9 protein-coding genes are annotated in these 22,446 nt (G+C 69.9%); 5 read left to right on the forward strand and 4 right to left on the reverse strand.

From position 1 onward, the window contains the following. Window positions 1-129 precede the first annotated feature (129 nt). From D7W82_RS11610 to D7W82_RS11620, 3 genes are all read left to right on the forward strand, one after another. A complete protein-coding gene (locus tag D7W82_RS11610) occupies window positions 130-9,066 on the forward strand; it encodes a non-ribosomal peptide synthetase (protein WP_120618404.1) in 8,937 nt (2,978 codons plus the stop codon). 104 nt (window positions 9,067-9,170) lie between these two features. Continuing rightward, entirely contained in the window at window positions 9,171-11,030 is a 1,860-nt protein-coding gene (locus tag D7W82_RS11615) for a hypothetical protein (RefSeq protein ID WP_120618405.1), read from the forward strand. Window positions 11,031-11,099: 69 nt separating this feature from the next. Further along, window positions 11,100-12,227, forward strand: a complete 1,128-nt coding sequence (locus tag D7W82_RS11620) for a heparan-alpha-glucosaminide N-acetyltransferase domain-containing protein (protein ID WP_120618406.1) — start codon at window positions 11,100-11,102, stop codon at window positions 12,225-12,227. On the opposite strand, the gene D7W82_RS11625 is transcribed toward D7W82_RS11620, so the two are convergent. After that, window positions 12,184-12,675 carry a VOC family protein gene (locus D7W82_RS11625; RefSeq protein WP_014397268.1) on the reverse strand — a complete coding sequence of 164 codons (492 nt, stop codon included), beginning with the start codon at window positions 12,673-12,675 and terminating at the stop codon, window positions 12,184-12,186. The genes D7W82_RS11620 and D7W82_RS11625 overlap by 44 nt on opposite strands. A gap of 144 nt (window positions 12,676-12,819) precedes the next feature. On the opposite strand from D7W82_RS11625, the gene D7W82_RS11630 reads away from it, so the two are divergent. Continuing rightward, the gene (locus D7W82_RS11630; RefSeq protein WP_120618407.1) at window positions 12,820-14,643 is read left to right on the forward strand and encodes a von Willebrand factor type A domain-containing protein; all 1,824 of its coding nucleotides are present in this window, start codon (window positions 12,820-12,822) and stop codon (window positions 14,641-14,643) included. A gap of 102 nt (window positions 14,644-14,745) precedes the next feature. Here D7W82_RS11630 and D7W82_RS11635 read toward each other — a convergent pair whose 3' ends face one another. Further along, window positions 14,746-15,342, reverse strand: a complete 597-nt coding sequence (locus D7W82_RS11635; RefSeq protein WP_120618408.1) for a hypothetical protein — start codon at window positions 15,340-15,342, stop codon at window positions 14,746-14,748. Between the two features lie 215 nt (window positions 15,343-15,557). Between D7W82_RS11635 and D7W82_RS11640 the strand changes: the two genes are divergently transcribed. Then, complete coding sequence (locus D7W82_RS11640) at window positions 15,558-16,160, forward strand: expansin EXLX1 family cellulose-binding protein (RefSeq protein WP_120618409.1); 603 nt, start codon at window positions 15,558-15,560, stop codon at window positions 16,158-16,160. A gap of 40 nt (window positions 16,161-16,200) precedes the next feature. On the opposite strand, the gene D7W82_RS11645 is transcribed toward D7W82_RS11640, so the two are convergent. Further along, window positions 16,201-16,800 (reverse strand): hypothetical protein, encoded by a 600-nt coding sequence (locus D7W82_RS11645; RefSeq protein WP_120618410.1) that lies wholly within the window; start codon window positions 16,798-16,800, stop codon window positions 16,201-16,203. Between the two features lie 84 nt (window positions 16,801-16,884). After that, window positions 16,885-22,422 carry a DNA repair ATPase gene (locus tag D7W82_RS11650; RefSeq protein ID WP_120618411.1) on the reverse strand — a complete coding sequence of 1,846 codons (5,538 nt, stop codon included), beginning with the start codon at window positions 22,420-22,422 and terminating at the stop codon, window positions 16,885-16,887. Window positions 22,423-22,446 lie beyond the last annotated feature (24 nt).

Consider the following 22,446-nt stretch of genomic DNA (forward strand, 5'->3'; position numbering starts at 1 on the left):
GCCAAATTTTTGCGTGCACTGCCTCAGGGTCTCTTAATCCGAGACACGCGCCGCCCCCGTTTGACCCGCCTGCGCTTCCCCGGGCGGTCCTGAGTCCACCACCCCCTTTGTCGGGGGTGGCGCGTCGACATGACCGACACCGTCGACGTCCCCGTGTCTCCTCGGGGTCTGGCGCCTCGAAACATCGCAGATGCTTTCGAGGTCCAGGCCGCGCTCCGTCCCCAGGCCGTCGCTGTCCGGTGTGACGGGCAGCAGCTCACGTACGCGGAGCTGGATGCGCGGGCGAACCGGCTCGCGGGCTGGTTGAAGGCGCGGGATGTGGGACGCGAACGGCCCCAGGTGGGCGTGTGCCTGCCACGCTCGGTGGACCTCATCGTCACGCTGGTCGGCATCCTCAAGGCGGGCGGTGCCTACGTCCCACTGGATCCGGAGTACCCCTCGGAGCGGCTGGCCTTCATGGCCACGGATTCGCGCGTGCGGATCATCGTCACGCATGCCGGGCTGGAGTCACACCTGCCGTCGGGGGACTGGCACACGCTCCGGCTGGACACGGACGCGGACGCATTGGCGGGCTTCAGCGATGGGGCCATCGCGCGCGACGTCGTGGAGGACGACCTGGCCTATGTCGTCTTCACCTCCGGCTCCACGGGCCGCCCCAAGGGCGTGTGCGTGCCCCACCGGGGCGTGCTGCGGCTGGTGCTCGACCCGGACTACGTGCACCTGGGCCCGGATGAGGTGCTCTTGCAGCTGGCGCCGGTGGCCTTCGACGCGTCCACGTTCGAGCTCTGGGGGCCGCTGCTCAACGGCGGCCGGGTCGCCGTGTTCTCGCGCGGGGCCTCCGCGCTGGACGAGCTGGGAGACTTCCTGCGCGAGGAGCACGTGACGACGGCGTTCCTCACCACCGGCCTGTTCAACACGCTGGTGGACCGGGGCCTGCCGGGCACGGAGACGCTGCGGCAGCTCTACACGGGCGGCGAGGTGATGTCGCTGCCCCACGCCCGCCGGGCGCTGGAGGCCCTGCCGCGCACGCGCATCTTCAACTGCTACGGCCCCACGGAGAACACCACCTTCACGAGCTGCCAGCTCCTGTGCGCGCCGCTCGGCTCCGATCCCGCGCCCATTGGCCACGCCATCTCCGGCACGCGGATGTACGTGCTGGACCCGGAGGGCCGGGAGCTGCCCGTGGGCGCCGTGGGCGAGCTGTACACGGGAGGCAGCGGCGTCGCATGGGGCTACTGGGAGCGCCCGGACCTCACCGCCGAACGGTTCCTGCCGGATCCCTTCAGCACCGAACCGGGCGCGCGCATGTACCGCTCGGGAGACCTCGCGCGGCGGCTCGAGGACGGCGCGGTGGACTTCGTGGGACGCGTGGATCACCAGGTCAAGGTGCGCGGCTTCCGCATCGAGCCGGGCGAGATAGAAGCAGCGCTGCGCCTTCAGGCTTCCGTGCAGGAGGCCGTGGTGCTGGTACGCGAGGACACGCCGGGAGACCGGCGGCTCGTGGCGTACGTGACGGCGTCGGAGCCCCTGACGGCACCGGTGCTGCGGGCGCACCTGAAGGGCCACCTGCCCGCGCACATGCTGCCTTCGGCCATCGTCGTCCTGGACGTGATGCCGCTCACGGCCAACGGCAAGGTGGAGCGCAAGGCGCTGCCGGATCCGCGCGACCGCCCCGGGGCCGAAGAGGACTTCGTCGCGCCGGAGACCGCGCTGGAACGGACCGTTGCCCGGGTCTGGGCGGACGTGCTGCGCGTGGAGGCGGTCAGCGCCACGGCGGACTTCTTCGAGCTGGGTGGGCAATCCCTCCTGGCCACGCAGGCCATGGGCCGGCTGTGCGATGTGCTCCAGCGTCCCGTGCCGCTGCGCCTGCTGTTCGCGAGCCCCCTCCTGCGGGACTTCGCCGCCGCGCTGGAGGTGGCCGCGCCGACGGTCGAACGCGCCGAGGCTCCCATTCCTCCGTGCACGGATGCGGCGCGGGAGCAGTTGTCGTTCGCGCAGCAGCGGCTGTGGTTCCTGGACCAGTGGATGCCGGGCTCCGCGCTGTATTCGCTGCCGTTCGCGTTCCGTCTGGAAGGGCCGCTGGACACCGCCGCGCTGGAGCAGGCGCTTCAGGCCGTGGTGGATCGGCATGAATCCCTGCGCACCACCTTCCGGGGTGAAGGCACCGCCATCCAGCACGTCGCCGCGCACCTGCCCGTGACGCTGGAGCGGGCGGGGTCCGGCTCGGAGGCGGAGACGCTCGCGTGCATGCAGTGTGAAGCGGAACGGCCCTTCGATCTGGCCCGGGGGCCGTTGTTCCGTGCGCTGCTCATCCGCGAGGCGGAGCAGCGGCACGTGCTGGTGCTCAACCTGCACCACATCGTCTCTGACGGCTGGTCCATCGGCGTGCTGTATCAGGAGCTGTCGGCGGCGTACCTCGCTCGGGACCTGGCGCCCCTGCCCCTCCAGTATCCCGACCATGCGGCGTGGCAGCGCCAGTGGCTCCAGGGCGACGTGCTCCAGCGGGAGCTGGGCTTCTGGGAGCGGGAGCTCGCGGACGTGCCGCATGTGCTGGAGCTGCCCACCGACCGGCCTCGTCCCGCGGTGCAGCGGTTCGCGGGTGCCATTCATCGCTTCACGGTCCCGGCGCACCTCCACCGGGCGCTGGAGGAGCTGGCCCGCCGCGAAGGAGCCACGTTGTTCATGGCCCTGCTCACCGGGTTCCAGGTCCTGTTGTCGCGATACAGCGGCCAGCGGGACTTCGTCGTGGGCACGCCCATCGCGAACCGCACCCGGAAGGAGCTGGAGGGGCTCATCGGCTTCTTCGTCAACACGCTGCCCATCCGCGCCCGCTTCGAAGGAGAACCGTCGTTCCTCCAGTTGTTGGGGCAGGTGCGCGACCGCGCGCTGGGGGCGTATGCCCATCAGCACCTGCCCTTCGAGAAGCTGGTGGAAGCGCTCCAGGTCGAGCGCGAGCCGAGCCGGACGCCCCTCATCCAGGTGCTCTTCGCGCTCCAGAACGCGCCAACGTCGCGGCTCCAGTTCCCGGACGTCTCCGTCACCCCGCTGACGCTGGACACGCGCACGTCCAAGTTCGACCTGTTCCTCGCGCTGGAGGAATCCGGTGACGCGCTCGCGGGCACGCTCGAATACGCCACGGCGCTGTTCGATGCGGCCACCATCGAGCGCCTGACGGGGCACTACCTCCAGGTGCTGCGGTGCTTCGTGGAAGCGGCGGACCGGGCCACCGGAGACGCGGTGTTCCTGTCGGAGGTGGAGCAGCGGCGGGTGCTCCGCGACTGGAACGCGTCGGCACGCCCCTACCCTTCGGAGCTGTCCATCGTGGACGCTTTCGCGCTCCAGGTTTCGCGGCGGCCTGATGCCATCGCCGTGAGCCATGGCGCCGTGACGCTGACGTATGCCGAGCTGGATGCGCGCGCGGAGCACCTGTCCCGGCGGCTGCGGTCGCTCGGAGTAGGACGGCGCACGCCGCAGGTGGGCGTGTGCCTGCCGCGCTCGGTGGATCTCATTGTGTCGCTCCTGGCCATCCTCAAGGCGGGCGGCGCCTACGTCCCGCTGGATCCGGAGCACCCTTCCGAGCGGCTCGCCTTCATGGCCAGCGACGCGCGACTGGTCGCCATCGTCACGCATGAGGCGCTGGCGTCTGGATTGCCTCCGGGTTCATGGACGCCCGTGTGCCTGGAGGTGCCGTGGGGTGCAGTGGAGGCACCGGCGGCCGAGCCCGTGATGCCGGTGGACCTGGCGCACATCATCTACACGTCCGGATCCACGGGCCGTCCCAAGGGCGTGTGCATCCCGCATCAGGGCGTGGTGCGGCTGGTGCTCAACTCGGACTCCGTGCGACTGGGGCCCGGCGATCGGATGGCGCAGTCCACGACCATCGCGTTCGACCTGTCCACACTGGAGATCTGGGGCGCGCTGCTCAACGGGGCCACGCTGGTCCTGTTCACCAAGGACGAGCTCATCGATCCGGATGTCCTGGCGCGCAGGCTCCAGGACGAGCGCATCACGCACATGGTGCTGGCCACGGCGTTGTTCAACCATGTGGCCCGCTCGCGCCCAGAGGCCTTCCGCCACCTGTCCTGGATGATCTTCGGCGGCGAGGCCGCGGATGTCGCCAGCGTCAACGCGGTGCTTTCGCACGGCGGACCCCAGGCGTTGATCAACGGCTATGGCCCCACGGAGAACACGTCGTTCAGCACCTGGCACCGGGTGCCGCACGCGGGCGTCGACTCCGTGCCCATCGGTGGGCCGATCGCCAACAGCACGGCGTATGTGCTCGATGCCCGGTTGCACCTGGTGCCTCCTGGCGTCGTGGGCGAGCTGTTCGTCGGGGGTGACGGACTGGCGCTCGGGTATTGGGACCGGTCCGGCCTCACAGCGGAGAAGTTCATTCCCCATCCGTTCAGCGACGTGCCCGGTGCTCGGCTCTATCGCACGGGCGACCTGGTCCGGCAGCGCGCGGATGGCGTGCTGGAGTACGTGGGCCGCCGCGACCATCAGGTGAAGCTCCGGGGCTTCCGCATCGAATTAGGTGAAGTGGAAGCGGCCCTGCGGCAGCACCCCGCCGCGCGGGAAGCGCTCGTGCTGCTGCGCGAGGACACGCCGGGAGACCGCAGGCTCGTGGCCTACGTCGCGGCCATGGACGCCACGGACGTGGTGTTCCGTGAGTTCCTCCAGGCACGACTCCCGGGCCACATGGTGCCCGCCACGTTCGTGGTGCTGGAGTCGTTGCCCCTCACGCCCAACGGGAAGATCGACCGACGCGCGCTGCCCGCTCCCGAGGCCTCTGGCACCGCGGGATTCATCGCGCCCCGGAGCCCGCTCGAAGCACGGATCGCCGGCATCTGGGCCGCCGTGCTGGGCGGACGCGAGGTGGGGGCACACTCCCACTTCTTCGACCTGGGCGGGCATTCGCTGCTGGCCACGCAGGTGGTGTCACGCGTGCGGGATGCGCTGGGCGTGGCGCTTCCCGTGCGTGCGCTCTTCGAGGCACCTCGCCTGGAGGCGTTCGTCAGGACCGTGGAAGGACTGCTCGCACAAGGACACCGGGAGGCATCCCGCATCCCCGTGACGCCCCGCGGGGCCGGACCGCTTCCGCTGTCCTTCGCGCAGGAGCGGCTGTGGTTCCTGGGCCGGCTCCACGACGCCCCTGGCGTCTACAACATGCCCATGGCGCTGCGCCTGGACGGTCCACTGGATGTCCTGGTGCTGCGCGCAAGCCTGGAAGCGCTCGTGCTGCGGCACGAGCCCCTCCGCACCACGTTCCCAGAGGGCGACCGTCCCACGCAGCACATTGAAGAAGAGCCTGTCCTCACGCTGGAGGTTCAGCAACTCGATGCGCTGGGGCCGGACGACTCGCGGGTCCAGGCGCGCTTGCGGCAGGAGGCGCAGCGATCCTTCGAGCTCGCGCGGGGGCCACTGTTCCGGGCGCTGCTGCTTCGGCTCGAAGGCACATGCTCGGTGCTGGTGCTCAACCTGCATCACATCGTGTCCGATGGTTGGTCGCTGGGCGTGCTCTACCGCGAGCTGTCCGCGGAGTACGGCGCACGGCTCCAGGGCCAGCCGGCGCGGCTGTCACCGCTGCCCGTGCAGTACGCGGACTACGCGGCGTGGCAGCGCGAGTGGCTCCAGGGCGACGTGCTCCAGGGACAACTCGGTTTCTGGAAGGAACAGCTCGCGGACGCGCCGCATGTCCTGGAGCTTCCCACGGACCGCCCGCGCCCCGCTGTGCAGCGGTTCGATGGCGCCACGTTCCGGTTCACGATGCCTTCCGCGCTCCGTCATTCGCTGGAGGCCCTGGCCCGTGAAGAAGGGGCCACGCTGTTCATGACGTTGATGGCGGGCTTCCAGCTGCTGCTGTCGCGCTACAGCGGACAGCGGGACTTCATCGTCGGCACGCCCATCGCGAACCGCACGCGCGAAGAGGTGGAAGGCCTCATCGGCTTCTTCGTCAACACGCTGCCCCTGCGGGCCCACCTGCGCGACGGTGCCTCCTTCCGCGAAGTGGTGCGGCAGGTGCGGGACCGGGCCCTGGGGGCGTACGCGCATCAGGAACTGCCGTTCGAAAAGCTCGTGGAGGAGCTGCACGTCGAACGCGCCTTGAGTCACGGACCGCTGGTGCAGGTGATGTTCGCCTTGCAGAACGCGCCCGGCACGTTGCCCCAGCTTCCGGGCCTCCAGGTCCAGGCGATGGAGCTTCAGACCCCGACCTCCAAGTTCGACCTCACCCTGGCCCTGACCGAAGCCCCGGAAGGCCTCAGCGGCACGTTCGAGTACGCCACCTCGCTGTTCGAAGCTCGCACCGTCGAGCGGATGGCGGACCACTTCCGCCGGCTCCTCGATGGCGCGCTCCACCAGCCCGACGCGGCCATCCAGGCCCTGCCGTGGCTCTCCGAAGCGGAGCGCCAGCAGGTCCTCACGGCCTGGAACGACACCGCGCGGCCCTACCCGCGTGACGCCTCCCTCGTGCGTGCCTTCAACGCGCAGGTGGCAACGCGCCCGGAGGCCATCGCCGTGCGCCATGGGTCGCAGGTGCTCACCTACGCGGAGCTGGACGCCCGCGCCAATCAGCTCGCGTGGACGCTCAAGGCGCAGGGCATCGGACCGGATGCGCCCCGCGTGGGCGTGTGCCTGCCGCGCTCCATCGATCTCATCGTGGCGCTGGTCGCCATCCTCAAGGCGGGCGGCGCCTACGTGCCGTTGGATCCGGACTACCCGGTGGATCGCCTGGCCCTCATGATCTCCGATGCGAAGGTGCATCGGATCATCACGGGCTCGGCGTCCTCGTTCCGGTTCACTTCAGACAGCGCCGATTGCATCCGCATTGATGCGTTGGAGGCCCCCGCGCATCCCGGATCGCCTTACGACCCGACGCGCTTCCATCCCCTGGAACCCGCGTACGTCATCTACACCTCCGGCTCCACAGGCCGGCCCAAGGGCGTGTGCGTTCCGCATCAGGCCGTGATGCGGCTGGTGATGGATCCGGACTACATCCCCTTCGGCCCAGAGGACCGCGTGGCCCAGGCGGCGACGGTGTCCTTCGATGCCTCGACCTTCGAGGTGTGGGGCGCGCTGCTCAATGGCGCGACGCTCGTCCTGTTCTCCAAGGAAGACATCATCGAACCGGCGACGCTGGCCCAGGCGCTACGGGACGAACGCATCACCGCCCTGTTCCTCACCACGGCCCTCTTCAACCACGTCACCCGGACGCAGCCCACGGCCTTCAACGGCCTGTCCACGCTCCTCTTCGGTGGCGAGGCCTCGGATCCGGCCTGCGTGAACCGGCTGCTTGAGCACGGCGGGCCTCGCAGGCTGGTGCACGTCTACGGCCCCACGGAGAACACCACGTTCAGCACGTGGCACCTCGTCACGGAGCCCGTCACGGGCACGGTGCCCATTGGCAAGCCCCTCTCCAACAGCACGGCCTACGTGCTGGACGCGCACCTGCACCCGGTGGCACCCGGCATCGTCGGTGAGCTGTTCGTCGGCGGCGATGGCCTGGCTTGGGGCTACTGGGAGCGGCCCGACCTCACCGCCACGGCCTTCGTCCCCCATCCCTTCGCGAGCACCCCGGGCGCCCGCCTCTACCGCACCGGCGACCTCGTCCGTCAGCGCCATGACGGTGCGTTCGACTTCGTCGGCCGCCGCGACCATCAGGTCAAGGTGCGCGGCTTCCGCATCGAGCCCGGTGAAATCGAAGCCGTCCTGCGCCAGCACCCGGCCGTGCTCCAAGCGCTGGTGCTCGTGCGCGAGGACTCCCCTGGCGACAAGCGGCTGGTGGCCTACGTCACCTTCCGCGACTCGGTGACGGCCAGCGACCTGCGCGCCCACGTCCAGGGCTCGCTCCCCAGCCACATGGTCCCCTCCGCGTTCGTGCTTATGGACGCACTGCCGCTCAACGCGAACGGCAAGGTGGACCGCCGCGCATTGCCCCGGCCTTCCGACGCCACGGAGACGGACGAGGCCGGCGTGATGCCTCGCACGCCACTGGAGCAGCAGCTCGCGCGCATCTGGGCGGAGGTCCTGGGGCGCACGGTCGTCAGCGTCACCGCGAGCTTCTTCGACCTGGGCGGTCATTCGCTGCTCGCGGCACAGCTCGTGTCCAAGCTATCGGAGCACTTCCCGTTCAAGGTCCCGCTCCAGGTCCTCTTCCAGAGTCCGACGGTCGCGGCGCTCGCGCAGTGGATCCAGGCGAAGCTCACGCCGGATGCTCCAGCGGCTTCTCAGGGGCCCACGCTTCCGGAAGGAATCGTGCGGCTTCAGGAGGGACGCTCAGGCCTTCCGCCGCTGTGGTGCATGCACCCGGTGGGCGGCACGGTGTTCTGCTACCAGGACCTCGTGCGTGCGCTCGGTCCCGACCGCACGGTGTACGGCTTCCAGGCCCCGGGCGTGAACGGCGAGTGCCCGCCGCTGGGCAGCATCGAAGTGCTCGCGGCACACCACCTGGGCGCCATGCTCCAGTGGCAGCCCCAGGGGCCCTACTACCTCGTGGGCCTCTCCATGGGCGGCACCATCGTCTACGAGATGGCCCAGCGAATGCTCGCGCTGGGCGTTCCTCCGGCGCTGCTCGTCTTCCTCGACACGCCAGGGCCCGGCCAGATGCCCACGCGATTCGAGGACGACGCCGCGCTGCTCGCGGCCATGTTCGGCGATGACACACCGGCGCTGGCCCAGCGTCTGCGCTCCCTTCCTCCGCATGAGCAGATGAAGGAGGTCCTGCGCCAGGCCCGCGAGGGCGCGACCGTGCCGGACTCTTATTCGCTGCGCGACCTGGAGATCTTCCTGGACGTGTGGAAGGCCCACATGCGCGCCCTCTTCAGCTACGAGCCCGTGCCCTACGAGGGCACAGCCACGTACCTGAAGGCCCAGGTCCATGTGCCGCCCCACCCGCTGCACCCGGAGCAGCCGTGGCAGAGGCTGGTGCGGCACGGGCTGGAGGTGCTGCCCGTGCCCGGCAACCACCAGACGATGATCGAACCGCCGAACGTCGAGACCCTGGCGCGGCACCTGACCGCGTGCCTGCGGCGCATCGAGGACGCCGTGGTCCGAAGCTCGGTGGCATAGCGGCCTGAGGAGCCCCCGGCGGCGTGTCCGGTGAGCGGACGGCCGAGGGACAGCGCGGGCCTGAACCGGAAGGACTGGGGGCGCCGGAGCGTACTAGCGCCTCCATGACCAACACCATTCGACGCGCCTTCGCGGCGCTGCTGACGCTGACGTGTCTCGGGGCGCTGTCCGCCCAGGCCGCCACGGGTGTGCAGGGCCCCGTGCCTCCGGCCTTCCAGAATCGCTTGATGGTGGGCCTCTTCGAGGAGGCCGGCCAGAACTGGATGCGGGACAGCAACGTCCCGTGGGACGCGCGCTACCGCTACTTCACCAAGGGCTGGGCGGACAACTGGGGCTACGGCGCCCGTGACGGCAGCTGGGCCGCCAGCTTCTTCACGGAGACGAAGGCGCAGGGCTACGTCCCCGTCGTCACCTACTACCAGCTCTTCGGTGAGCCGGGCGGCGGCGAGCAGGAGACGCTCGCGAAGCTGAAGAACGCCTCCACCATGCGCTCCTACTTCGAGGACGTGAAGCTGCTCCTCCAGCGCGCCAAGAGCTTCGGCAGCCCGGTCATCCTCCACGTGGAGCCGGACGCGGTCGGCTTCATGCAGTTCCAGACGGCCTCCAACCCCAACGCCCCCGCGGCCATCGCCTCCTCGGGGATGCCGGAGCTCGCGGGCCTGCCCAACACCGTCGCCGGATGGAGCCTGGCGTTCCTCCAGCTGCGCAAGGCCGTGGGCGCGAACAACGTCGTGCTGGGCCTGCACATCTCCGCGTGGGCCAGCGGCAAGGACATCGCGTTCAACTCGCTCACGGATCCGCTCCAGCCGGAGGTGGACAAGGTCGTCAACTTCCTCAAGCCGCTGGGCCTGGGCACCAACGTCACCGGCGCCACCTACGACGTGCTCGTAGGAGATCCGCTGGACCGCGACGCGGACTTCTACCGGCTCACGCAGGGCGCGGATCACAGGTGGGACATGAGCGATACGGCGTCCCTCACGTCGCGCTCGTACAACCGCTACGCGGAGTGGCTGCGCCTCTGGAACCAGACCTCCGGCAAGCGCTGGATGCTGTGGCAGATCCCGCTGGGCAACTCCAACCACCTCAACATCAACAACAGCGGCGGGGCGCGCCAGGGCTACAAGGACAACCGCACGGAGTACTTCTTCGGCGCGAGCGGTGACGCGCACCGGCGCAAGTTCGCCAACGTGGGCGTCGTTGCCCTGATGTACGGCGCGGGCGCGGGCGGCCAGAGCTCCTACCAGAACGACCAGGGCACCGACGGCCAGCCGTACCTGAAGCAGCGCGCGGGCACGTTCCTCAATGCGGGCGGCCTCGTCCTGCCCGCGGCCGGCACCACGCTTCCGCCCCCGGGCGGCGGCGGATCCACCGATGGCGGCACCGTGGACGCCGGCACCCCGCCGGCCGACGCGGGCACCCCCGACGGAGGCACGCGTCCGGATGGTGGCACCGACGGCGGCACGGTTCCGGACGCCGGCAGCGACGGAGGCACCGGCTCCTCCGACGCGGGCACTCCGGCCGACCCGTCGAAGTACGGCTTCGAGTCCGGCGCGCAGGGCTGGACCGCCAGCGGCGCCGCGCTGTCCGCCGTGAGCAGCACGACGGCCAAGGCCTACGCGGGCACCCGCTCGCTGGCCGTTCCCTTCAACGGCACGTCCGGCAACGCCACGGTGGCGGTGTCCAACGCGGCCGTGCCGTCCGGCAAGACGGTGACGTTCCAGTTGTGGCTGCCCACCGGCAGCAAGCTCACCGGCGTCCAGCCCTACACCCTGGAAGGCGCCTCCGCGAACTGGCGCTGGACGGGCAACTGGATCGCCGTCAGCAGCCTCAAGGCCGGCGCGTGGAACGCCATCACCGTGAAGCTGCCCTCCGGCTCCACCTCCCCGCTGTACCAGCTGGGCGTGGAGTTCCAGACGACGGGCACGTGGAGGGGCACGGTCTACCTCGACTCGGTCAGCTGGTAGGTCCAGGCAGTTCCCGGTCCCGCGGGCGCGTGCAACAGCCCGCGGGACCGACGTAGGGTAGCGGCCCCCGTGAGCACCCTGCCCTCCGCCGTCCCCGCCTCCCGCGAGCGAGTGCGCGCCATCGACTGGCTGCGCGGCCTCTCCGTCCTCTTCATGATCCAGACCCATGCGCTCGTGCTGCTCACCCCCGAGCTGCGCAAGAGCGTGTGGACCGGACGGCTGCTCAAGGTGGACGGGCTGGTGGCCCCCGCGTTCATCTTCTCCGCCGGGTTCGCGCTGGCGCTGCTGATGGTGCGCAGCGCCGCCGCGGGCGTGCTGAGCGAGCGCGTGCGCCGCAACCTGCGCCGCATCACGGAGGTGTTCGCCGTCGCCGCGCTCGTCAACTGGGTGTGGTTCCCCATCCGCACCGAACCCGTGTGGCTCTTGCGCCTGGACATCCTCCACTGCGTGGGGCTGTGCCTGCTGCTCACCCTGCCCATGGCCGCGCTGCTGGCCCCGCGTCCGCGCGTGCTCGCGGGCACCGCGTTCGTCCTGGCGATGGTGGCGTTCGCGCTGGCGCCCTTCAGTGACTCCGCGGGCGAGCCCTGGGCGTCGTTCCTGCGCAAGTCCAACTGGGCCCCCTTCCCGCTGGTGCCGTGGGTGGGCTTCGCGTGGCTGGGCGCCTTCGCGGGCTGCATCGCGGGGGCGTGGGGCCGCAAGGGCCTGGCGCGAGCCCTGGGCTTCCTCATCGCGTTGGGCCTTCTGGGCACGCTGATGCCGGGCGTGCTCAACGACCTCTACCCGCCGCACCGCTTCTTCGTCACCAACCCGTCCAACTCCGCCACCCGCTTCATGTGGGTCTGCGCGGTGCTGCTCGTGATGCTGTGGGTGGAGGGACGGATGGCGCCGGACGCGAAGCCCTCACGCGCGCGCCGCTTCCTGGAGGTCTTCGGCACCGCGTCGCTGTCCGCGTACTTCTTCCACGAGATGCTGCTGTACTACCGCGTCTTCGGCGTCTTCTCGTTCCAGAAGCTGTGGGGCGACTCCAGCGGGTGGCTGAAGTACGCCGGCCTGCTCGCGCTGCTCATCGCGTGCACGTTCGTGCTGTGCCTCGCGTGGGATCCGGTGGAGCGCGCGGTGAAGAAGGGCTTCGCGCGCGCCGGACAGTGGCTGCTCAGTGCGCCGCGCTGGCCGCGGCCTGCTCGAAGGCGCGGATGATCTCCGGCGGGGCCTGCACCAGCTCGATGAGCACGCCCTCGCCGCTCAGCGGGAACTGATCGCTGGCCTTCGGGTGGATGAAGCACACGTCGAAGCCCGCCGCGCCCTTGCGGATGCCGCCGGGCGTGAAGCGCATGCCCTGCCCCTCCAGCCACTTGACGGCCACCGCCAGGTCGTCCACCCACAGGCCCACGTGGTTGAGCGCCGGGTCGTGCACCTTGGGACGGCCGTCGGGGTTGACGGGCTGCATCAAGTCCACCTCCACCTTGAAGGGGCCCGCGCCCGCCACGACGATGTCCTCGTCCACGTTCTCCTTCTCGCTGCGGTAGGTGCCGTGGGCCGTCAGGCCCAGCGTGTCCACCCACAGCTTGCGCAGGGCGCCCTTGTCGAGCCCCCCGATGGCGATCTGCTGGATGCCCAGAATCCGGAACGGTCGTGTCGTCTCCATGGCCGGGGACCGTCGCAAAAGGGGTCCCCCCACGCAAGCGCGGCCCACGTCCGGACCCGGGAAAAATTCACCGGATAAACCCATTCCGGAGGTCGGCCGTTTCCAGGGGCACGCTGACTTCCTCCCGTCGTCCCGGAGCCGCCCATGTCCCCTTTCTTCTCGAAGCGCCGCGTGTCCTTCGTCAGTGGTGCCCTCCTCTGCGCAAGCCTCGTGAGCGCGTGCTCCTCGTTGGAGCCGGCGCAGGGCGTGTCGGCGCGCAACGAGCTCAAGCCCCAGGCCGTGGCGAGAACCCAGAGCGCCCCCAAGGATGAGGACTTCGCCACCGCCCAGATGGCGCCTCCGCCCCCCTCCACCCCGGCCGCGGCCCCGGCCGCCAAGAAGCGCGGTGACGTCGCCGCCGCGCCCATGATGGTCGAGGAGAGCGAGGTTGCCGACGCCCTGGCGGCGTCCGAGCCCGCCATGCGGCGTGCCCCTCCGGCGAAGGCCGCCATGCCCATGGGCGCGGCGACGGGTGCCCTGGCCGTGGGTGGCGCCCCGGCTCCGATCCAGCAGCCCCTGGAGAAGCGCAAGCTGGAGGTGGGAGACGACAAGGGCGCCGCCGAGGGCGGCAACGTCTTCGAGACCTACAAGGCCAACGCGTTCACCGAGACGGCGAAGGACAACCTGTCCACCTTCGCGGCGGACGTGGACACGGCCTCCTACTCCATGGCGCGGCGCTACCTGCAGCAGGGCCAGCTGCCTCCCACCCACGCGGTGCGCGTGGAGGAGTTCGTCAACTACTTCAAGTACCGCTACACGCCGCCGGAGGATGGCGCCTTCACGGTGCACCTGGAGGGCGCGCCCTCGCCCTTCAACCAGCGCCGCCAGTTCGTGCGCGTGGGCGTGCAGGGCAAGGTCGTCTCCCGCTCGCAGCGCAAGCCCGCGCACCTGGTGTTCCTGGTGGACACCAGCGGCTCCATGGCGTCGTCGGACAAGCTGCCGCTGGCCATCGAGTCCATCAAGGTCGCGGTGAAGAACCTCAACGAGAACGACACCGTGGCGCTCGTCACCTACGCGGGCTCCACTCGGGACGTGCTGGCCCCCACGCCCGCCACGGACGTGAAGAAGATCCACGCGGCGCTGGACACGCTGGTCGCGGGCGGTGGCACGGCCATGGGCTCCGGCATGGAGACGGCCTACAAGCACGCGGTGAAGAAGGCCGCGGGCGGCGTGGTGTCCCGCGTGGTGGTGCTCACGGACGGCGACGCCAACATCGGCCCCAACCTCACCCCCAAGGCCATGCTGGCCAGCATCGAGAAGTACGTGGCCGAGGGCGTCACGCTCACCACGGTGGGCTTCGGCATGGGCAACTACCACGACTCGCTGATGGAGCAGCTGGCCGACAAGGGCAACGGCAACAGCTTCTACGTGGACAGCATGAAGGAGGCGCGCAAGGTCTTCGAGACGCAGCTGACCGGCACGCTGGAGGTCATCGCGAAGGACGTGAAGTTCCAGGTGGAGTTCAACCCCAAGGCCGTCAGCCGCTACCGCCTGATGGGCTACGAGAACCGCGACATCGCGGACAAGGACTTCCGCGACGACAAGGTGGACGCGGGCGAGATTGGCGCGGGCCACACCGTGACGGCGCTCTACGAGGTGGAGCTCACCGGGGAGGCGCAGGACCTGGCCACCGTGCGCATCCGCGCCAAGGCGCCCAACGGCACGGAGGCGAAGGAGCAGGCCTTCCCGCTCACCCGCGCCAACCTGAAGCCGTCCATGGAGGCCGCGTCCGGTGACTTCCGCTTCGCCGTCGCCGTGGCCGCCACCGCGGACATCCTCCGCGCCGCGCCCGCCGCGGAAGGGTGGAGCCTGGCCACCACGCAGAAGCTGGCGGAGGGCGCCGTGGCCGGCGACGCCGACCGCACCGAATTCGTCCGTCTCATCGGCCAGGCCCGCGCGCTGACGACCGCGTCGGCCAGCGGTCGCTGAGAGCAGCACCCAGCACGACGCACCGGGGAACGCGCAGCAAGGGGGGCTCTGCCCGCCACCGGGGATGCACCGGTGGCGGGCAGGGCTTTTTTCAGGGGTGCTTCAGATGACGGTGATGACGGGGGGCGTGGTGGTGGTGAAGAAGTCGGTGAAGCTCGCGAACCAGTAGATGCCCGACTTGTTGTTGATCTTGCACGCCTTGGTGCCGGAGACGCTCAGGTTGGTCCCGGTGGTGCTGATGCTGCCGGTGCTGATGCTGCCCGTCATGTAGTCGCAGTAGATGTCCGCGTTGCGCGTGGTGGAGAGCGTCGTCGGGTCCACGGCGCGCACGGCCATGATGTTGGCGGCCGAGCCGCTCCAGCCGTTCTTCATCACGAAGCCCACCGCGAGCCCCAGGTTCGAGCCGACGAGGGACACGGTGCCCGGCGCGCTCAGCGGGACGGTCTGGATGACCTGCGAAGCGCCGGTCGTCAGGGTGCAGCTGGCGCCGCCCGTGCGGGTGATGACGATGTTGTACTGCGGCGGCGAGGTGGTGATCTGCACCGTGGTCGCTTCGTAGTCACAGCCCTGCGAGGACGCCGTGGTCAGCCGCGCGCTCTGCTGCGCGAGCTCCGCGCCGTCCTCCTGCTCCGGACCGCCACAGGCGGAGAGCACGAGGGCGGAACCCAGGCACACCACGGACGTCAGCTTGTTCATCATGGGAATACCTATCCTTTTTTGGGGAGGGGGAAGGCCCAGACGCTAACAAGCCCGTCTGACAGAACCAACACGCGGAGTCCTGTCTGCCCTTGACGCGGAGCGACGCGTGTATAATGCGCGGTATGAACCGACCCGCTTCGTTGCAAAATGCGTTGGTGTTGGCCCTGACCTCGTTTGCCTGTGGGGCATGCGGGGACACTGCCTCTGGCGGGGGCGTGGCCCTGGGCTCCGAGCAGAAAGGGATTGCGACCTTCTACGACGCCACCGGTGCCGGAAACTGCAGCTACGACAGGGGCGGCGACCTGATGGTGGCCGCGATGAACCGTGAGCAGTACGACAACAGCGCCGCCTGCGGCCAGTGCGTGGACATCGTGGGGCCCAAGGGCAACGTGCGCGTGCGCATCGTGGACCAGTGCCCGGATTGCGATAAGGGCCACCTGGACCTATCGCGCGAGGCCTTCGACAAGGTGGCGGAGGCGAAGGACGGCCGGGTGAGCATCACCTGGACGCCGGTGTCCTGTGACGTGGCCGGCCCGGTGAAGTACCACTTCAAGGAAGGCAGCAACCCCTGGTGGACGGCCATCCAGGTGCGCAACCACCGGCTGCCCATCCAGAAGCTGGAGTGGAAGCGCGACGGCGATTGGAAGGCGCTGAAGCGAGAGAGCTACAACTACTTCGTCACCGATTCCGGCGTGGGCGAGGGCCGCTTCCAGCTGCGCGTCACCGCCCAGGACGGCCAGCAGCTCGTGGACTCCGTGGAGAAGGTGCTGGACGACGGCAGCGTGGACGGGGCGGAGCAGTTCGCGCCCCAGAAGTAGACGCGCGCTCCCCTGCCCCGTCCGTCACTGCGTCAGAACCTCAGAACGTGAAGATGGACGGGGACGTGGTGCTGGTGAAGAAGTCCGCGTAGCTGGCCACGTAGTTGTTCCCCGAGCCTGTCTGGCCGGAGATGGTGCCGCTCTTCGTGCCGGACACGGTGAGCGTCGTCCCGTTGGAGGCGATGGACAGGCTGCCCGAGTAGATGGAGCCCGAGCCCAGGAAGATGGACAGCCCCGTGGAGCGGACGATGGCCAGCGTGTCCGGAGCCACGTGCTTGAGGCCCAGGGACTGGGGCGAGCTGCCGCTGACGCTGGTCTTGTACGTGTAGCTCACGGCCACGCCCAGGTCGTTGGCCGCCAGCGACAGCGTGGGCGCGGTGCCCGTGGAGGAGCCCACCGCCACGCTGCCCGCGCCGAAGGCACACGTGGCATCCGCCGCGCGAGTGACGGTGACGTCATAGATGGGAGGAAAGGTTCCCGCCCGCGCCGCGGACGACACCGTGAAGGTGCAGCCCTGGGAGGTCCCCGTCACCAGCGCGGACTCCTGGGTGGCGAGGCCGTCCTCCCCTTCCACGCCAGCACCACACGCCGTGAGGCCGGCGATCGCGCAAAGAGAGACAACAGACTGGATATTCAGCATGGCATTGCACTCCAGGGTTGGGGGCAAACAACACCCTCCGTCCTAGAGCGCAATGCCAGACTTTGAAAGCTTTCTTCGCAATCCCTAGCGCCGCAGCATGCCGCGCAGCAGCTCCAGGGCCTCCGTGACCCCCTGCCAGACCTGGAGCGCCTTGATGCCTTCGCCCTCGCCCTGCACGTTGCGGCGGGCCGCACGCTCCAGGGGCAGCAGCGCGCCCTCCACCAGCTCAATCTGACGGCTCAACTCCGCCGGAGACGGACCGTTCGCGGCGCGCTGGAGCGACTCCGCCTGGGAAGGCAGGGACACCGACACGGGCCGGTCCGCCAGGGCCGTAATCGCCTTGGAGAGCTGCGCCATGTACGGGCCAAAGTCCGGCGCGGGCGCCTGGGGCATGGGCGCGTTGCGCAGCGTGGGCGCCTCCTCCGCCTGGGTGGCCACGCGCTCCGTGAGGGCCTTGAGCAGGTGCGCCAGGTGCTTGAGGTACGGAGCCAGGTCCGTGGCCGGAGCCTGGACCGGCGGGGGCGCGGCCGGGAGGGACACCTGCACCGGGGCGGGCGGCTTCTGGGCGGCCTCGCGGCTGACGCGGGCCACCTCCAGCACGGCCTCGCGCAGGGCCTCCAGGTGCGGGGCCACGGGCGTGTCCTCGCTGGGGGCGTTCGCCTGCGCGGCGGCCTGCACCACCGCGTCGCGCACGGAGCCCAGCTGCTCCTCGATGGCGCCCAGCTGTCCGGTGACGCGCGCCACGGGGTCGTCCTCCTTGCCCCCCATGCGCTTCACGCGGGCGAAGCCCTGCTTGATCTCCTCCCAGCGTTTCGCCTTCTCCGGCGTCAGGCGCCCGCGCATCTCCGCGAGCTTGAGCAGGTTCTGCTCGGCCGCGGTGGTGAGCGTCTGGGATTCGCCCTGGTAGTGGTCGTCGATGCGGCGCTCCAGCTCGTCGTCCGTCATCGCGGAGACGACCTTCTCCGCCATCTTGCCCATGTTGCGGTAGCTGCCTTGCAGCTTGAACGGCGGCTCCGTGCGGAAGCGCTCGTCCTGCGCGGCGGACGCGATGTACTGGAGGTTCACCTTGAGCAGCACCTGCTGCACGCGGAACAGCCGCTGGAAGACGGCGATGATCTCCTGGAGCTCCGCCGCCGCGTAGCCGTGCTTCAGCTCGCCGGAGGGGACGTCCTCACCCTTGGCCATCCGGATGAGGCGGTGCACGTCCTGCGGGTCGCGCGTGGCCAGCGGCGCCAGCACCGGGTTGGAGGTGAGCGCGTTCTCCAGGTAGCTGAGCGCGAACAGCTCCTCCTTGCCGTCCAGGATGTCACCCAGGTTGTAGGTGTCCGCGCGGTTGGCGAGCATGTCCGGGATGCGGAAGCGCTCGCCCGTCTCCGTGTACGGGTTGCCCGCCATCACCACGCAGAACTTCTTGCCGCGCAGGTCATACGTGCGCGTCTGGCCATTCCAGACACCCTCCACGCGGCGCTGGCCGTCGCACAGGGAGATGAACTTCTGGAGCAGCTCCGGATCCGTGTGCTGGATGTCGTCGAGGTAGAGCATCACGTTGTTGCCCATCTCGAAGGACAGGTTGATGCGCTCCACCTCCTGCCGCGCGGTGGCGTTGGGCGCCTCCGACGGATCCAGCGACTTCACGGAGTGACCCAGCGCCGGCCCGTTCACCTTCACGAAGGTGAGGCCCAGGCGGCTGGCCACGTACTCCATCAGCGTCGTCTTGCCGTAGCCCGGCGGCGACATGAGCAGCAGCATGCCCATGCGGTCCGTGCGCTTGCCCTCGCCCGCCGCGCCCAGCTGCTTGGCCAGGTTCGCGCCGATGAGCGGCAGGTACACCTCGTCGATGAGCCGGTTGCGCACGAAGCTCGTGAGCACCTTGGGCGTCAGCTCCTCCAGCCGCAGCTTGCGCCGCTCGCGGTCCAGGAGGTCGCGCAGGTACGCGCGGTAGGCCACGTACGCGGGCACGCGCACCTGGCGGAACTCGCCCAGCCGCGCCAGGAACTCGTCCAGGCGCAGGGCCAGCTTGCGGTCCTGGACGCGCGGGTGGCTGCCCAGCAGGCCCGTGGCCTCCGTGGCGGTGAGGGCGCCCGCCGTCTCGCGGTCCAGCTTGCGGTCCGTGACGAGCACCACCGCCGTCTCCAGCGCGACGTGGGACGAATCGCCCGGGCCGCCCTCGCGCTTCGCGAGGAACGCGTCCACCCAGGCGCGGGCGATGCGCAGGCGCTCCGGCAGGTTCTTCTCCAGGCCGCGCAGGTCGTCGTCGAACGCGGTGCGCGAACCGTGGCGGTCCAGGTGCGAGAGGAAGGCGTCCTTCAGCGCCAGGGCCTCGCGGCTGGTGGTGAAGCGGGGGCGCTCCACCGCCAGCTCCTCCACGAGGTAGCGGCCCGCCTGCCGGCCCTCCGCGGGCGAAGCGGTGAGGCCGTGGCCCTGGAGGAACGCGAGCACGCGCTCGCCCAGCTCATCCCCCAGCGCCACCAGGTCCGAGCCGATGTCGAACGCCTGGCGCAGCCGCGCGAGGCTGCGCGCCCGCCGGTGGAACACGCCCCGGAGCGCGTCGTCCGGGTCGAACGCCCAATACAGCGCGGCCCAGGCGCGAGGCACCGGGGCGAAGCGCAGCAGGCCCGCCCCCTGGTGCAGCGCGAGCAGCTTCTCCAGGAGCGCCGTCGCGTCCGCGTCGTGCACGCCGCGCTCGTAGCCCTCGTCGAAGCGGTCCGCCGCGTACGCGCGCACGTGCTCCAGCAACTGCCCCTGCGCGCCGGCCTCGTACAGCGCCGCGAGCGTGAGGCTGCCCTTCCCCTCCTCCGCGTCCATCAGCAGGCCCGCGGCCAGGTACTCCGCGCGGTACACGTCGCGCGTCTCGGAGACCAGGTGCTGATCCCAGAGCTCGCGGTACTTCAAGAGCTCCGGGTCCTCCACCTTCTGGGTGTAGTCGGAGCCGGTGAGCTGGAGGTACAGCGCGCCGTCGCGCGGCACCAGCGTCAGCTCCAGCGGCTGCGTGTTCACGTGGAAGCGGTAGGGCCCCAGCTTGATGAGGCCTTCGCCGCCCTCGAACAGGTCCTGCTTGTCGCGCAGCGCGCGCAGGGCGTCCTGCTTCGCGGACTTCACCCGCGACAGCACTTCGTCCGCGCGCACGCTGTCCTGGAGCGCCAGCAGCTGTTCGGACAGCTGCCGCAGCTTGAGGATCATCGCGTCGGACGCGAAGTAGGCGTTGAGCTCGTCGTCCGCCTTGAACGACTTCGCCCTGCGCTGCACGCCCTGGAGGATGCGCTCCGCCGCGCCGAAGAGGCCCGAGGCCCGGCGCTGACGCTCGTCCACCAGCGCCTGCTTGCGCGCGCCGAAGGCCTCCAGCAGCTCCTCGCGCTTCTGGGTGATCTGCCCCAGGAACTCGTCGAACTCGCCGAAGCGGCCCTCCAGCTCCTCCAGAAGGACGGTGAGCTTGGAGAGCGCCTCGTCGCACTTCTCCGGCGAGTCCGCCTGCGACAGCGCGTTCTCGATGCTCTGCCCCAGCAGCTTGAACTGCGCGCCGAACTCCGCGCGCTTCTCCTTGCCGGACAGCTCCTTGCGCTTCGCCTGGAGCCCCGCGCGCACGCGGTTCAACCGGCTGAACAGCTCGGAGATGCCTTCAAGAATCCGGGCCCGGGCCAGCGGATCCCCCACCTGGAGCCCGCCCACCACCTCACCCAGCACCTCCAGGCCCTGGGCGGTGCGGTCCACGTCCTCGGCCAGCGGGGCCAGCTCGGCCGTCGTCGTCAGCGGCTCCAGCCGCTCCAAGAGCCCATCCAGCCGCGAGGCCAGGGGCTGGAGCGCTTCACCCTTCTGGAGGAAGTCCACGCACGCGGTGCTCACCGCGTCGGACGCGGCCACCACCGCCTGCTCCAGGGCGTCCACGCGCCCCAGGTCCATGTAGCGGATGTCCTTCAACGTAATCAGGTGCCCGCGGTGCCGGCGCAGGTCCGCCAGCGCGCGCATGAAGCCCTCGGCGTCCGTGAGCCCCTCCGGCTGCGCGTTGAGCAGGAGCGCCTCCTGCGTCTGCAGCGCCTGCGAGAGCGACTCCTCCGCGCGCTTGCGCATCGCGAGGACCTTCTCGAACTCATCGATGATGAGCTCGGAGGTGCGGCGCAAAAGCTCGATGGGCTCCTGGAGCCCCACTTCCGCGTGGGACAGCCAGTAGTACGCGTCCAGGGCGCGCGTGGCCGCGTTGACCAGGTCCTCGTAGGTGCGGCGCGTGGGCTTGTCCGTCTTGGCCACGCGCGGCAGCGTCAGCGCGTCGCTGATGCCGCGCACCAGCTCCGCGTTGCCCACCTTGCCCAGGTAGCCCGGCGCGGGGGGCAGCTTCGCCGCGTGCTCGTCGGAGACGAACGGCGTCTGCCACACCTGCATGGGGTGCACGCGCGTGGGCTCCTGCGACGTGGCGCGGAACACCACCAGCCCGCCGTCCGCGAAGAGGCTCATGCCGTTCGCCTGCAGCGGCGTCTGCACCTCCTTGCGCACCAGGTTGTACGGGAAGAGCACGTAGGCGCCGTCGTCCCGGCGGTGGAAGACGTAGAGCACGTCCTCCCCGTTGGGCGAGCGCACCGCCTGATGGAACTCCATCCCCTCCGACGCGCCCTCGAAGACCTTGTAGTCGCCCGTCTGGAGGTAGTAGCCGCCCGGGAAGACGATGCCCTGGTCCTCCGGCAGCCGCACGCAGGACTGACCGATGGCGTCGATGCGCACCACGTGCTGGGTGCGCGAGTTGAAGACGAGGTAGCGGTACGCCTTCTCCCGGAACGGCAGGATGCGCAGGAGGATGATCCCGCCCACCTGCGTCCAGGCGAACTCCGCGTCGTCCAGCGACTGGTCCGGGTCTTCCACCGGCTCGCTGTAGATGCCCAGGCCGGTGGTGGTGTTGTCCTCCACCTTCACGGTGAGGTCGCCCTTCACCGTCTCCACGAAGACCTGATCCAGCACGTTGACGTGCGGGTGCTGGCCCAGCACGTACTGCTCGCGCGTGGCCACCGTCCACTCGAAGTCGTGCGACGGCGGGTAGACGTGGTCGCGCTCACCCTGGTTGTCCACGTAGGTGGCGCGGCCCTCCACGTCCACGTTGAAGCGGAAGACCTTGAGGTCGCGCGCGGACAGGCCCGTCTGGAACACCGCGAGCAGGCGCGAGTCCCGCCGCCGCAGCTGCAGCAGCTTCGCGTCCTTGTAGTACTTGTACAGCTCGCCGAAGTCCTTCACGAACCGGGGGTCCGCGAGGAAGCCGCCGGCCTCCGTGGGAGGCACGGCGGACAGGTCGAAGCCCTCGGCCGTCTTCTCGAAGCGGTGCAGCGAGAAGACGTCCGAGACGTTCGTCTCCTTCTTCAGGCCGATGAAGACGTTGTAGCCGAAGAGGAGGTACTTCCCGACGCTGACGATGTCGCGGGGGACGCAGTTGTTCTCCGTGCGCACCCGCTCGTTGCCAATGACGGTGAGCTCCGTGCCACCGAACAGCGCCTTGCGCCGCCCGTTGAGGTCGTTCGCCTGGGTCGCCAGCGCGTCCGCCTGGGAGAGGAGGCGCGCACGGATGACCTCGTAGCTGCCGCCCTCCAGCGTCGCCTCGCCCCCGGGCGCCTGGGTGCCCGAGGTCTTGGTGCTGTCAGTTGCCATGGATGTTCACCGAGAAGGGATTGC

The organism is Corallococcus sp. CA049B, from assembly GCF_003611685.1.
GTDB classification, from domain to species: domain Bacteria; phylum Myxococcota; class Myxococcia; order Myxococcales; family Myxococcaceae; genus Corallococcus; species Corallococcus coralloides.

Coding starts and splice junctions, on each gene's coding strand:
- D7W82_RS11610 (WP_120618404.1), top strand. CDS start 130: ATGACCGACACCGTCGACGTCCCCGTGTCTCCTCGGGGTCTGGCGCCT.
- D7W82_RS11615 (WP_120618405.1), top strand. CDS start 9,171: ATGACCAACACCATTCGACGCGCCTTCGCGGCGCTGCTGACGCTGACG.
- D7W82_RS11625 (WP_014397268.1), bottom strand. CDS start 12,675: ATGGAGACGACACGACCGTTCCGGATTCTGGGCATCCAGCAGATCGCC.
- D7W82_RS11630 (WP_120618407.1), top strand. CDS start 12,820: ATGTCCCCTTTCTTCTCGAAGCGCCGCGTGTCCTTCGTCAGTGGTGCC.
- D7W82_RS11635 (WP_120618408.1), bottom strand. CDS start 15,342: ATGATGAACAAGCTGACGTCCGTGGTGTGCCTGGGTTCCGCCCTCGTG.
- D7W82_RS11645 (WP_120618410.1), bottom strand. CDS start 16,800: ATGCTGAATATCCAGTCTGTTGTCTCTCTTTGCGCGATCGCCGGCCTC.
- D7W82_RS11650 (WP_120618411.1), bottom strand. CDS start 22,422: ATGGCAACTGACAGCACCAAGACCTCGGGCACCCAGGCGCCCGGGGGC.